This is a genomic window from Bacillus cereus, assembly GCF_002567495.1.
GTDB classification, from domain to species: Bacteria; Bacillota; Bacilli; order Bacillales; family Bacillaceae_G; genus Bacillus_A; species Bacillus_A cereus_AQ.
This window is the reverse complement of record NZ_NVAP01000071.1, coordinates 16512-31532: the sequence shown is the minus strand read 5'-3', so window position 1 is coordinate 31532 and position 15021 is coordinate 16512. Positions and strand designations below refer to the sequence as shown.

Here is a 15021-nt window from a genome sequence, read left to right as displayed (position 1 = left end):
AGTTTGGCTGTTTTGATTTTTAAATTATATTAAAATAATTTCATTCAAATCTTCTTTAAAGGTTCTAGTTTTATCCCTTCCCTATTCCCTACTATGATTGTGTAATTTTATTAGAAACTAATAATTTTTCAATGCATTTCGGTAACATATCTAATAGCGTTTCAAATGCGTAATTTACATCTAAACGTTCTGTCCATTGATGTGCATCTTTTCCTACCGGCCCCATATTTAATACTGGAACGTCAAACTCTTCTAGTTCTTGAAGTGGAATCGAGTAACCTCTATCCCATAATGGCATATTGTCTACAAGCGAACTCATTGAATCCAGTGGATACTGCAAGCCTACATAGCTTAAATCTGAAATTCCTCCAAAATAATTTTGGTTTTCAAATGTAATGTTATGATTGTAGTGTGCATACTTTTCCATTTCTGCAACTACTTCTTTAATTAACGGATTGTTGCGTGAACTTACAGCTGGATAGTACGGTGGAGCGAAGAAAAGTACAATCATCGGCGCTTTTTCTTTACATAAAATGGCTAATTTATCTACTAAATCAATCGTTACAGCACGATCATCTTTATCTTCTCTATTTTTTATAATACTAGATTGAATTTCATCTATTTTCTCTTGTCCATATTGTTCAATTGCATAAGCGATAAGCTCTTCATACGTTAATACATTTACTTTGAGATTAGGTGGTATGAACGGATTATATTTAGAAAAACGATATGCATGTTTTTCATACGACTCTTCTATTTTCTCTGCCACTTTCGTTACTTTTTGACGTAACAATGAAACTACATCTGTCATTGACTTTTCTAATAAAAACAAATTAAATAATGTAACTGCACGATGCGGAATTTGTACAGAATAATCCTCTTTTAAGTCCCTTTGAAGTAAGTTAGTTGGCGGAGGACTCGCTTCCCCTTCTACAATATCACAAAGGTCTGTGTTTAACTCTAATTCTGCTGTTATTAATGAGGCCATATAACTCCCATTTAAGCCTGCAAAAGGTTCACCTACATGTGTCTCTTTTCCGTAGCAAAGAAAACCAGGTAACACTTTACCAATAGAGCCAGTGTAAATATACTTATTTTGGTCACCAGGATGTCTTGAAAACATAGGCTCTGAGTTTAAGACCGTTTTATAATCTAAGTTATGCTCTCTTGCTAAATCTAACAGTCTCGGAACAGCGGCCCTCATCCCTACAGAATTCACTTCTTCATCTGGTACAGCCAATAAAAGAACATTCCCATCGAATCTTCCTTCACATGCTTGTTCAATCATTGCCATTTGTAATGCAAGGCCGCATTTCATATCCATTGTTCCCCTACCAAACAGCCATTCTCCATGTTCTATATCTTCACGTACATGGTCTGGAAGTTCATCTTTATGAGAATAAAACATAGATGTTAACTTTTTAGGATTAAATGCATCTTCTTTCCACACTCCGTAATCTTGTACATCTACAACATCAAAGTGACTTACTAGAATTACAGTATTTTTTGTACTATCGCTTTTCTTTACTAGTGCTGTAACAAAATATCGTCCGTCCCCTGTCGGATTTTTTTGTAAATGATGCGGATTTTGTTTGAAATACTGTAAGTCAGATAATTGTTCTACAACAAAGTCAGGTAAAATAACTTCAGCTTCTGAACCTGTAATACTAGGAATTTCAACAAGACTGCTTAATAACTGAATCAATTGTTCTTTTGATTGCCACTTTGACATATAAATCCCCCTATTTTTTCCGCATTATGAAAACGAATTCCAGTATATGAATAAAAAATGACGACAGCTATCAAAATTATAGTTCTGATGTACTGCCGATTTTTATTGATATTTCATGAGCTGCTTGTTTTACCTTACTAATAAGAAAAGATAGTCGATCATCATTAATACGATGACTAATTAACCCAACACTTAATGCTCCTACTACTTTATGATTAAATCCGATAATAGGTGCAGCTACTGAAGCTGTCCCTTCTGTTTTTTCACCATAACTGACAGCATATCCTTCATTTTTTATTTGCTTTATTTGATTAAGAAGAATTTGCTTTTGTTCTGGTAATGAAGAAAGTAAATGTTCTACAATATGTTCCATTTCATTCGTTTTCATATTGGCAAGCATCGTTTTATTTGCGGCACCAATTGAAAGTGGAATTTGTTCCCCTAGATTATCGATAACTCGAATTTTTAAAGGACTATCAATTCTTTCAATAATAATAGAATGTGTTCCGTTTGGAATATTTAAATAGACACTTTCTTCCACTTCAGCAGCTAAACGTTTCATCACTTCTCTTGCAACAGATCTGTAGTCTACCTTCTCCAATTGACGTAACCCTATTTCCATCCACATTGGTCCAATTTTGTACTGTTTTGTCTCTGAAATTTGTGTAACTAACCCATGCTCCATTAGAGAGTTAAGTAATCTATGTACTGTACTAACCGGGAGATGTGTTCCATCAGCTATATCAGAAATAGCCCAATACTCTTTTTCATTTGTAGAATTCAATAATTTAATAATACTTATCGCTCGATCAATGGACTGTACCATAACTCGCCTCAACTTTACTCGTAATATGTTAGTATGCTTAATTAACTATCAATTTAGCAAACATTCGAAATGAAATCAATCTATTTATTTAATTTTCTAACAATAAAAATATATCACTAACGACAAATTGAAAGCGCAAACAAAAAAATATTGACTTTTCTTTTAAATTATCTGAAAATTATAACAAGATTCTACATCGCGGAATACATTCCACAATACGGAAAACATCAACATTCATTCTATCAACTACGAAAGTGAGGAAAACAATGACGCAAGTAAGCAATACAAATAATGAATTAAAGCGAACGATGAAAAGTAGACATTTATTCATGATTGCACTCGGTGGTGTAATTGGAACAGGATTATTTAACGGATCCGGCTTTATTATAAGACAAGCTGGGCCTGGTGGATCCGTACTTGCCTTTATGGCCGGTGGATTATTAATGTATTTCGTTATGCTATGTCTTGGTGAACTTGCTGTAGCCATGCCTGTTTCAGGTTCTTTCCAGGAATATGCCACTAAGTTCATCAATCCTGCAACTGGCTTTACAATCGGATGGTTGTATTGGTTAAGCTGGGCGAATACGACCGGTCTTGAATTTACAACTGCCGGCATTACAATGCAGCGCTGGTTTCCTGATATTCCTGTTTGGGTTTGGTGTTTAATATTTGGCGTTACAATCTTCACTATTAACGCATTATCTGCTCGTAGTTATGCAGAAACAGAATTTTGGTTTTCAAGTATAAAAGTATCTGCCATTATCGCTTTCATTATTCTTGGCGGCGCCGCTATGTTCGGTTTTATTGATTTAAAAGGTGACGAACCCGCTCCGCTATTATCAAATTTCGTAAATCATGGTGGTTTATTCCCAAATGGACTTGCCGCTATTCTTTTAACAATGGTTACAGTCAACTATTCCTTCCAAGGTACAGAACTTGTTGGAATCGCAGCAGGTGAAAGTGAAGATCCAGCAAAAACTTTACCTCGTTCTATTAGAAATATTATATGGCGCACAATGTTTTTCTTCGTCTTAGCAATCTTTGTTCTTGTTGCTTTAATTCCTTGGGAAGAAGCTGGATTAACAAAGAGTCCATTCGTTGCTGTTTTTGATAATATCGGTATTCCATATGCAGCTGATATTATGAACTTTGTTATTCTTACTGCTGTTCTTTCTGTCGCAAACTCGGGACTATACGCTGCTACTCGAATGCTTTGGTCTTTATCAAAAAACGAAATGGCTCCAGCCTTTTTAAAGAAATTGTCATCCCGCGGAATACCGTTAAATGCCTTAATCATGACGATAGCTATTTCTGCTTTTTCTCTTTTGACAAGCGTTGTAGCTGCTGAAACTGTTTACTTATGGCTCATTTCAATTTCCGGAGTCATTACCATTATTGTTTGGATGTCAATTTGTGTTTCTCAATTCTTTTTCCGCAAACGCTATTTAGCTGAAGGTGGAAAATTAGAAGACTTGAAATTCAGAACTCCACTCTATCCCCTTGTACCAATTCTTGGTTTTGGATTGTATGGCATTATATTAGTAAGTCTTATCTTTATCCCAGATCAAAGACTAGGCATTTATTGTACTGTACCATTTATCATCTTTTGCTATACCTACTATCACTTTAAAGTTAAGAAAAGAATTGCAACTAACACTCAAAGTGAAACTAAAATTAGCGAAACTTCGTAATATTGTACGATACAAAAAAGACCACACGTGGCGTTTCACTTCATGTGTGGTCTTCTTTCATTATTTAAATATGAGTTCATCTGAATTTAATGGATTTTTCTCCTCTCCTACAAAAGTAGTAAAATTTTCATTTGAACTTGCTACCTCAGTTGGATTTATCGTATTTCAATTTCGATATAATAGTAAATAGGTATATCAAATATAGCTGTACATTATTAGAATTACATTCATTACTCAACTGGTAGTTACCAAGAAAGAAAGGAATGATCATAATGATACAGAACATATACGAAACTCATTTACATGTAAGAAATTTAGAAAAAGCGATACATTTCTATCAAAACAAGCTAGGATTAACGTTAGCAAGAAAACTATCCAAAAGAAGAGTAGCTTTCTTTTGGGTAGGAGAAAATAAAAAACAAATGCTTGGACTATGGGAAGTACATAATTTTGAAGACTTTGAGCCGAAACATTTTGCTTTTGGTGTGAATTTGGAGTTTTTAATAACTTCTAAATTGTGGTTAGTGGAACGTGGAATAGAAGTGATAGGAAGCCAAGGAAAAGGAAATCAAGAGCCAATTGTCCAAAGGTGGATGCCCGCTGCAAGTGTATACTTTCTGGATTGTGATGGAAATAAATTAGAATTCATTTCTATGTTACATGAGAATCCAGATGAATTAGAATATGCATCCTATTTAATTGTATGGAATGCGGAACACCAAGAAAAATGAATGAAATTTCCGTTCAAGTCTTTTCTTATTTTTAGATATAATGTTGTACTATCCCCATGCCCATCAACTTAAGAATTTAGAATTCCCCCCAAAAACGAAATTTTGTTACAAGTTGTCACAAAATTTCGTTTTTGGGGTAGTTTTATTTTCTTAGCTTGATTTCGATGAGCGGTACCCCATAAAGGCCCCTGATACATAATTGATGTTCTGCTATTTGTAGAAAACAATCCACTTATACCATTTTAACAAGAAGAAATATCTCGTCCATGTTGTAATATTGGCTTACGTTAAGCTTGTGAAAAGATCATATTCATGTATAATACAATTGATGTATGATACAATAGTTGTAGGAGGGTGACCTTTTTGAAAAGAGAAGATGCCTTAAAACTAAGAAAAGATATTAAGAAAATGATTATAATAACTGGGGTTTTTGAATCTCAAAATTTGCCCAATGGACCATTTGAAAAACCTTTACCAACTTCTCAAATGATGGCGTTAGAAGAACTAGAGGTGGAAAAATTAACTGTTTGGCAACTATCCAATAAACTTAGATTAGAGACTTCAACTGTAAGTAGATTGGTAGATAAGTTAGTAAAAAAGGGGCTTATTTATCGTGAAGTAAATGAAAAAAATAGAAGAGAACTTTTTCTGCACCTCACAGAAAAAGGTCACATAACTGTTAATTGCTTAAGAGAGCAATCCATTACATTTTATCAAAGTATTCTCAATAATTTATCAGAATCAGAACAAAAAATAGTTGTGGATGGTTTTGAATTATTTATTGATTCTATTTCTAAGCCTTTTGATTAGAGTGAGGTAAATCATAACATTTGGAGGATAAAATGAGTTTGCATTTTGAACGTCCTATTATTGAATTAAAAGAGAAATTTGATGAATTAAAGAAAATTATGAAAGAAAATAATGTAGATTTATCGTCAGAAATTCATGAATTAGAAAAACGTTTAAATAAAATGCAAGATAAAATTTATTCTAATATTACACCTTTTCAACGAGTTCAAATTGCAAGGCTACGTAACCGACCCACGACATTGGACTATATACCTTTATTGTTTACAAACTTTCTCGAACTTCATGGTGATCGATTATATGGTGATGATAAAGCAATGATAGGTGGTATTGCAAAATTTAAAGGAATGCCCGTTACGGTTATTGGTCATCAAAGAGGTAGAAATACAAAGGAAAGTATAGAAAGAAATTTTGGAATGGCACATCCAGAAGGTTATAGAAAAGCGCTAAGACTTATGAAACAAGCTGATAAATTTAATCGCCCTATTATTACATTTATTGATACAATAGGCGCCTATCCAGGGATAGAGTCTGAAGAACGTGGAATTTCTGAAGCGATAGCTCGAAATCTATTTGAAATGACTACACTTAAAGTGCCAATTGTTTGTATTGTAATTGGAGAGGCATCAAGTGGTGGAGCTCTTGGCATTAGTGTCGGTAACCATATCCATATGTTAGAGTATTCATGGTACTCGGTAATTTCGCCAGAAGGAGCAGCATCTATCCTATGGAAGGACGCTAAGTATGCTCCAGAAGCTGCTGAACATATGAAAATTTCAGCAAAAGATTTAAAACATTTAGGAATTATTGATGAAATCATTCCTGAAATTAAAGGTGGAGCACAAAATGATATACAATCACAGGCAAAAATGATTGAATCTGTAATCGAATCATCTCTAAAAAAATTGATACTATTATCCTCGGAAGAGCTTATACAACAGCGATATGAAAAGTATAGACAAATCGAGAATTATAAATGAAAGTATTTAAAGTCCGTATTACATTTCGGAGGATTATCGCAAAAAAATTCTAAATATTTTGTAAGTAACCTCTTAAACTGGGATATGCTGATACTATTACTCTACAAAAGATGTGTGATCGGTATGGAAAAGGATAATTTGTTCAAATGGATCAACGTGGTGTGTACTATATATCGCGACTCAAATTAAACAATAGGATATATGTCAAAAATGAATTTCCTGAATACTTTCGAAACGGAACAATAAAAAAACAATATCAGTACATCAAAGTTGATTTAGAGCACATCATTGATACCTTAAAACCAGGACAGTCCTATGAAATAAAAGAAGCTTATTTTGGAAAGGATAAAAAACTATTCACTCGGGTGATTATGTATCGATTAACAGAAAAACAACTTCGTGAGCGTATGAAAAAACAAGTGTACACAGAAAGTACACTTTGTTTTCATTTTTAAGTTGATGGGCATGTGTACTCCCCCCTTTTGCTATTAATTTTCCGTTATGAACAGTTATCATAACGGAAAATTCATGACAACTCCATTTATCAACTTATATTTGTACTTACGTACAAGCAATTTTCTAATCTGCTTCAATTATAATTTGAATCATTTAATTTTTCTTCTTATCTGGCATCTACTCTTTAAACAAAAACTCCCCTTAAATCGAAAATGATTAAGGGGAGTTTTATATACGATGCAATTATAGTTCAGATTTCACCCGAACAGAAACATTATTTTTAATTATATTTTTGACATCTTTAAAGCTAACAAAATTGTTACTTTTCTCATCCCAAAGACGGAAACGGAGTGAACGCAAGCTTGTAGCAAGCGTAATCGTTGGTACATTTTTTAAAGGAAGCGTATTGTTGTGTGCCTCTTCTAGTTTATAGTTAGGTACTCTTGGACTTAAATGGTGAACATGATGGAATCCAATATTACCCGTTAGAAATTGCAAAATTTTTGGAAGTTTATAAAAAGAACTTCCCTCCACTGCCGCTTTCACATATTCCCACTCTTTATCTTCTTCAAAATAAGAATCCTCGAATGTGTGCTGTACGTAAAACAACCAAATACCTATTGAACCTGCTATTAAAAATATAGAACCATGTACTAAAAGAAACGATTGCCATCCAATTGCCCAGCAAAGCATTCCTATAATAGCAACGATTAAAATATTCGTTAAATAAGTGTTCATACGTTCTTTTTTTCTAGCACCTTTTCGGTTAAATCTATTTTTAAGCAGGAAAACATAAATCGGGCCTAACCCAAACATAACGAATGGATTGCGATATAAACGATATGCTAAACGGAGTCTAAATGGTGCCGCTACATATTCATCTACTGTAAGCGTCCAAATATCTCCTGTACCCCTCTTATCCAAATTACCACTTGTAGCGTGGTGAATAGAATGCTCATGCCCCCACTGATCAAATGGGAATAATGTTAAAACACCCATACATGTCCCAACTATTCTATTTGCACGTCGACTTTTAAAAAACGAATAATGGGTGCAATCATGAAAAATAATGAAAATCCTTGTCATAAATCCAGCGGCTAACAGTGCTGGAACTAATGTTAACCAATAAGAAACTGACAAACTTTTATAAGCAAGGTACCATAAAATAATGAATGGCACGATTGTGTTGATCAGTTGCCAAACACTTTTTTTAATCGTTGATTTTTCAAAAGGAGCAACTTGTTTTTTTAAATTTTTAGTATTTTCTAAGGTCATTGTTCTAATTCCTTTCCTTTTTGTTGCTAATTCATATTATAGCATACTATTAGGAGTAGGTGTTATGTGTAGATATAATAAATATTATATACAATGAAAATATCTTTTTTCTTACTCATTCCTTACAATTTGCTTACATCCAACATAGCTTCTATAATCGGACAGAAGGAATTTGTCCAAGAAAATCCGAGTTTTTTCCAATAAATACATAAAAAACAGAGCGCTTTTTCACTTATGTGTATCTTTTTTCTTCCTTCAAATAGTAAAGGAATATTTTTTCAATTTGTATTTATATAGCAATCTCTTTGTTACAAGAAGAAAAAAGCTGCCGCAAGTCAATTTCAACGACTTATGACAGCTCCTCTTCGTTTCATCTTATTTTATCGATGAAGCCAAACTGCACCTGCAGACTTGTCTTCAGCCTGGCCTACTACTTCAAACTTTAATCCTAGTTTCGGCAACTTACGTCCTGCATCTGGAATCGCGCTGTTGATGTACTGCTTAGAATCATCAAATTTTGCAACTCCTGGTAAGCCTTTATAGTCAAAGATACCGCGAGTTGGCGAGTCTACTCTCCATGCTGGAGTTTGATCAAATGAAAATGCCGCATCGGCAATTTGATAACGCGTACTACTCTTCACAGTCGGTTGTCCGTTTAATGTCCCTACAATTGCCTCTGGATGCGAATCTACTACCCCTAAGAACCCTTCACCTGGATGAACGCCTACCCAGTTATCTGTAAAGCTTTGATCTGCATACCATACAACCATTCCTGTGTTAAATACTGGGCCACGCGCATATTGTAACGCCGTGTCAGAACCAGCGTAATTTCTCCACTCTACATAGTAATTATTTTTTTTCTGTTCAAATCCGTTAGATACAGTAAATCCTTTTAACGTCATTGCTGGCTGACCTTCTGCATCATCAGAGAAAACAACTTTTCCATCTACAGTTAATGCTGCATTATCTAAAGCAAATCCTTTATAAGCTACTGCAATATCTGTTAAGTACTCAAATTGCAGTTTTACTTTTTTCCCTTTAAATTGGCTTAAATCATATGATTTATCAACCCACTTACCATCAGTTGTATCCATACCGCCTTTTACATCTTTCTCACCAATTCTATCAATACGTGTCTTCGTTCCATCTTCTGCAATCGCATTTACGTCAAGGAAATCATACTTCGCTTCAAGTTCGTAAAATGTCTTATAATCAAACTTTGCATTTGTTGCATTCGTTAAGTCAAATACTGGTGTCTCAAGCGTTGTATGAATGTCATTTCCTTTTGTACTGTAATAAAACTTCTTACCAAATGCCGATTCGATATTTTTTATATCTTTGTCCGGCAGGTTAACACGAACGATTCCTGGTCGTTTTGATTTTGTAGTACTTTGATCTAAATATGTTGCAACACCGATTCCTTTGCTAAGTTTATCATAATCTACTTCAAGGATATTCGCCCAGTTACCCTTCATATTCTTTTGGAAAAACTCTTTATTTTGTGGTGAGAAACTCGTTGGCTCTGTTCCTGCAATTTTTCCAGCCCAGCTGCCGCCGCTCATAATAGACCATGACTCAACAGGTTCACCTTGTCCTGAGTACTTTGTATCGTATTCATCTGGTAAGCCTAAATCATGACCATACTCATGTGCAAACACACCAACTGCTCCGTCTTCAGGCTCGATTGTATAATCGTATGCAGCCATCTTTCCGCCCCAGTTCGAAACAGAAGATTTTGTGCCATCAATTGCATATGGTTTTGAACCTAGTTTTGAACGATGAGACCAAATCGCATCATCTTTCAATTTACCGCCGCCAGCTTCTTGACCAACGCCAGCATGTACAACCATTAAATGATCAATAATGCCATCTGGCTCGTTTTTATTTCCATCACCATTTTGATCGTACTGATCATATTGATCAAAGTCTGCTAAATTTATCCCTTTTGCTACCGCTGCTTTTAATGCTTCTTTCACAAGATCACGTGGCCCTAAAGGACCTTTGTTATCATGACCGGTTCCCGCATCCGCACCATAATCTGAAGCTTTTCCTGGTACAGTAAGCCATTCCGTTACAGTTCCATCAACCGTGTAGCTACCACCAGATTGTTCTTCATAGTATTGTTTAAATGTGTTAATCTTCGATCCATCAAATAACGTAAATGGTTCATCACCAAATAACATCTTTTGATAATGTTCACGATTAAAGTCCTTAGAGTACATGTATCCAGGCTCTTGATCAATATTGTTATGCTTAAAATCACTAAATTCTACAAGTAAAACTAGTACTTTATCTTTTCGAACAGCCCCATTGTATTCTTCTTGCTTCGCTGGTGTCGTAGGTACTTTTCCATTTAATTTTCCAGTGTTCAATCCTGCACCTTGTCCAGCTATTGGTCCTACTTCAGGCTGCTGCGCCTTTTCATTTTCCTTCATTTTTGCATCTTTTACTTTTTTCATAAAATCAGAAGCTTCTTGCGTAAGACTATCTCCTGTCAAGATTTCTTTCCCAGGGTTTTCCCCTTTCTTTTTCTCAACATATTTTTCGACAGCCTTTGACGTCTCAGCTTGTGATGCAGATTGATCAATTACGCCCCGTTGTTTTAGCGCTTCTGCCAAACGCTCCTCCGGTATTAAGTGCTCATCTATTGGTAGAGATGATGTCGGTGTCTCTGCATACGCTGCATGACCTCCAAAAGCAAAAGTACTACTTAGTACTGCCGCTGTTGTTAATACCGCTAAAGGTTTTAGTTTCTTTTTCTTTTTCAATGTATTTCCTCCCCAGATTCTGCAAATTATCGTTTTTTGCCGATAACAACATAATATTCGTTATAATACGAATATTCAATCTTTTTCAACAAATAAAATGTTGAGAAATATTTTTTTATGCAGGGTGAAATACAAAAGATAGAAAAACAAATAGACTCTCCTTTAAATAACAGTGAACTTTTTTCGGCATTCTGCATCTAGACGGTCAATTTGTTATCCAATTGACCCTATTAGCATCCTACTCATTGTTCTGTCATCCTCCATTAGAACTTTTATATGTTCTTAGTTACTATCAAAATCCAGTAAATCTGGGATTTTTACTTTTTTAATAAAAATAAGAATTAAATATTTTCTATACTATTTAATCTATGGGTTACCATATTACTCACTATTCTCATTATTACAAGCTAATAGTGGTTCGTACATCATTATAGCGTGATTCTCCGTTACATATTGATCTTCTATTAACTTTTTCTGTTGATTATATACTTTACGTTGAATCACATTATGTCGTATATAACCACCCCAGTATGCAGGTTGAATTGAGTGTTCTTTCTCATACACTTCATATTGATAAAGTTGCGGATAGACTGTCCTCCATTCACCAACTAACTGTTCATCTGTCATATAAAGGTGAAGTTGATACGGTTGGTCCGTTTCATTTTTAATTTGTAAATCCAAATAGTTATAGGAACAAGTCGCCCCACTCCCAAACGGCTGAGTTCGCCTAGAATCAGGAAAGACATCAAAGCTATGACGATATCGTTCTGTTACTGTCAGTGGTGTATGTAAAGTCATCCAATATATTAAATTCGAAAGCTGACAAAGACCTCCTCCAATACCCGTTTGAAAAGATCCGTAGTGTAATACCATACCTTCTACATACCCTTTTTTCCTCGTAGGCTTACCTATTAAACGCCAGTAAGAAAATGTTTCTCCCGGTCTAATGACGATACCATTTAGTTTTTTAATAGCAATTTTCAAATTAACAACCTTATTCTGTTGATACCACATATCTACATCTTTTAGCTTACGAAGTAATATCGTTCGGTGCTGAATTGCTGTACAAGGTAGCTTTTCTTGTTGGAACCTTTTTGCATATGTTTTTCCGTCTACTAACCATTGAATGTACCTCTTTGTAGAGTAATACCACGTCCCTAGCATAATGCGATACTTAGACCGCTGTTTAGGACGTAAGTGCACTATATTCATTTTATTCCCTCTCTCTTCCTTCAAATAAATTCTTATATATCTCTAAATCAATAAACTATAGTTTTCTTAGCTGCATAATAATTTTCGTAAATAAAGTGAAACTTTAATCAGCCCTCACCAATCGGGCTTTTACAGGCAGCCCGACCCCCACCTAACTTCTTTGCTTTCGCTGATTTTTGAGGTGGGGGTCTTACTGCCCGGCAAATAGCGGGATAAAAAAGACGCAAAAAAATAATAAATTTACTCTAGTGGAGATTTTATTTTGAGGATTGCTTTATAATTATATGAAACTGCGCTGCAATACGATAAATTGAAATAAACACATTATAAATATAACGAATAATATTAAATAAAAAATAATGAAAATTAAAGAAATTCTAAAGTATTAATATATTTTTCGTAAATATTAATTGATAATACATTAGACTTTACTATATGTATAAATTCTCTATTCTACAAAACGAAATTTTTTAATGTAAGAAAAAAATATAATTCCCCTTTAACGTTTATACAAGTCTCATCTGGAAAAATTTCCAAAACGATCCGAACCCTTATATTTAGAATAAACGCAAAAAATTGCCACCAGTTAGCTTAACTGGTTGGCAATTTTTTAACGAGAATGCTTTACAAATAGTTGAATTGCTTCTTCTGGTACATAGCACTTTCCATTACTCTCTACAATAATACTTCCTAATTCATACCCTTTACCATTGATACGAATTATATTTTTGTTACCAAATAGTTGTGCTTCTACTTTATTATGTTTTACCACGAGTAACGGGTTTGCTCCTTCGGTTTTGTCGGCTGTTACAGTTGCACCGATTTTCTTAAAGGCTTGTTCACTCTCTAAAAATATTTTATTCGTTACTTCTTCTAAGTTAAAGCCCATCGCTTTCGCCATCGTCTTCGCAATGTCTGTATTTTGGATTAAGCCTTCTGGTTTTTGAGGTCCATAAGAATGTAAGAATACATCCTCACCTGTATGTCCTCCTGTCGTAAAGCCGATATTTGCACGATTAGCCAATAATATAGTAAGGATTCGTCCTACATCCATTTTCTTTTTTGCCGCTTTTAATTTTTCTTTTTCATCATGAGTTAAATTGTCCAAACCGTATAGTTTAGCTACATTTTCTACATTTGATAAATCAGATTTCAGTTTATTTATAGTTCCTTCAAGTGTCATTTCCGCCTTTTTCAATGGATCGATGTATGCAGAAACTGGTGTAGTATTGTATCCTTTTGTCGTATTCCTATTCCCTATAGAGATACCACTGTTACCATGATCAGTTAAAGCTATAAGCATCGTATCCCCATCTTTCTTCGCAAATTGTAACGCCTTTGCTACCGCTTCATCAAATGCCAATACATCACTAATCATCCCAATTGGATCATTAGCATGGGCTGCCCAATCAGGCTTACTACCTTCTACAAATAAAAAGAAACCATCTTTGTCTTTTGATAATGTTTGAATTGCTTTTTCTGTCATTTGAGAAAGTGTTGGTTGTTCTGGATTTGTTGCTATACGATCTATATCAAACGCAAGAGCATGATTTGAGAAAGAGCCCCAAATTTTATTAGATTTGGAGTTCAATAACGCATCTTTCGTTTCAACAAAATCGTATCCTTTGTCTTGAATCACCTTTACTAAATTTTCACCATCTTTTCGGATTCCATTACTTTTCATAGGTAGCAGCGCCGCTTTTCCCCCGCCTAATACGACATCTATATTTTGATATACTTGCTGCTTCGCAATTACGTCAAATTGCTTGCGATTGACATGGTGAGCCGAGAATCCCGCCGGAGTAGCATGCTGAATTTCAGATGTAGCAACAATTCCAGTTGCACGACCAGTACGTTTTGCACCTTCCAATACGTTTGCGACCGGCCGTAACTTGTCCTCTTCTTTTATTGGCTTTAAGTTAGGTGAATTTACAATAGAAGGTAGTACGCCTACATATCCTGAATTCGATTTATTTCCAGTTGCTAATGCTGTTGCTGCTGGCGCTGAGTCTGTAATAGCTGATTCCGCCGAAAACGTACGAACACCTCCTGTTACAATTTGATCTAACGTAAGCGGTGCCCCTTTATACCAGCGAGCCAATGTTGTTGCTGAAGAACTCGTTCCGTCCATAACCATTATGATTACATTTTTCGGTTGATGTTCTACTTTTTCTGCCTTAGCTTCAGCTCCATGATAATTTATCAAGCTTCCAGTACACAAAATAGTTAGTGTCATAATTCCAGCTAACAGTAATCCCTTCATTCTCCGGCTCAAATTTCTCATTGCTGTTCCTCCATATGTTTCACATTCATTTGTATGCTAAATTTTCTAGTACAATGTTTTATTAATTCCCCATTCTCATGAAGCTAACTACAATTACTTTCACCTTCGTTCATTAATGAAATAATGGCATATGCCATTGCGTTTTATTTTCAGGCTAAGCCTATCCTATAAATCGGTGTTACCACTCACTTCGTCAAAATTTGTTTAACAATAAATCCTCGATTAAAAGAAATAATTTTTTATTGTTTAACAATAAATT

10 protein-coding genes and 1 pseudogene are annotated in these 15021 nt (G+C 34.8%); 5 read left to right on the top strand and 6 right to left on the bottom strand.

Features of this window, described 5'->3' with window-relative positions:
* Positions 1–91 precede the first annotated feature (91 nt).
* Both COK05_RS28475 and COK05_RS28470 read right to left on the bottom strand, forming a co-directional pair.
* Positions 92–1732 (bottom strand): M20/M25/M40 family metallo-hydrolase, encoded by a 1641-nt coding sequence (locus COK05_RS28475; RefSeq protein WP_098615201.1) that lies wholly within the window; start codon positions 1730–1732, stop codon positions 92–94.
* A gap of 76 nt (positions 1733–1808) precedes the next feature.
* Positions 1809–2558 (bottom strand): IclR family transcriptional regulator, encoded by a 750-nt coding sequence (locus tag COK05_RS28470; RefSeq protein WP_000250750.1) that lies wholly within the window; start codon positions 2556–2558, stop codon positions 1809–1811.
* Between the two features lie 266 nt (positions 2559–2824).
* Here COK05_RS28470 and COK05_RS28460 point away from each other — a divergent pair, with 266 nt between their 5' ends.
* The 5 genes and pseudogenes from COK05_RS28460 to COK05_RS28440 form a co-directional block, all read left to right on the top strand.
* Complete coding sequence (locus COK05_RS28460) at positions 2825–4249, top strand: amino acid permease (protein WP_098615200.1); 1425 nt, start codon at positions 2825–2827, stop codon at positions 4247–4249.
* A 272-nt stretch (positions 4250–4521) separates the two neighbouring features.
* Positions 4522–4980, top strand: coding sequence for a VOC family protein (locus COK05_RS28455; RefSeq protein WP_098615199.1), 459 nt, complete (start codon positions 4522–4524; stop codon positions 4978–4980).
* 363 nt (positions 4981–5343) lie between these two features.
* Complete coding sequence (locus COK05_RS28450; RefSeq protein ID WP_000817653.1) at positions 5344–5790, top strand: MarR family winged helix-turn-helix transcriptional regulator; 447 nt, start codon at positions 5344–5346, stop codon at positions 5788–5790.
* Between the two features lie 32 nt (positions 5791–5822).
* A complete protein-coding gene (locus tag COK05_RS28445; protein ID WP_098615198.1) occupies positions 5823–6767 on the top strand; it encodes an acetyl-CoA carboxylase carboxyltransferase subunit alpha in 945 nt (314 codons plus the stop codon).
* Positions 6768–6910: 143 nt separating this feature from the next.
* Positions 6911–7201, top strand: a pseudogene (locus COK05_RS28440) (IS4 family transposase); the annotation flags it as partial.
* 265 nt (positions 7202–7466) lie between these two features.
* On the opposite strand, the gene COK05_RS28435 reads toward COK05_RS28440, so the two are convergent.
* The 4 genes from COK05_RS28435 to COK05_RS28420 form a co-directional block, all read right to left on the bottom strand.
* A complete protein-coding gene (locus COK05_RS28435; RefSeq protein ID WP_000171497.1) occupies positions 7467–8498 on the bottom strand; it encodes a fatty acid desaturase in 1032 nt (343 codons plus the stop codon).
* 380 nt (positions 8499–8878) lie between these two features.
* On the bottom strand, positions 8879–11266 hold the full coding sequence (locus COK05_RS28430) for an immune inhibitor A domain-containing protein (RefSeq protein ID WP_098615197.1): 2388 nt from the start codon (positions 11264–11266) through the stop codon (positions 8879–8881).
* Between the two features lie 381 nt (positions 11267–11647).
* On the bottom strand, positions 11648–12478 hold the full coding sequence (locus COK05_RS28425) for a VanW family protein (protein ID WP_098615196.1): 831 nt from the start codon (positions 12476–12478) through the stop codon (positions 11648–11650).
* Positions 12479–13088: 610 nt separating this feature from the next.
* Entirely contained in the window at positions 13089–14762 is a 1674-nt protein-coding gene (locus COK05_RS28420) for an alkaline phosphatase (RefSeq protein ID WP_098615195.1), read from the bottom strand.
* Positions 14763–15021 lie beyond the last annotated feature (259 nt).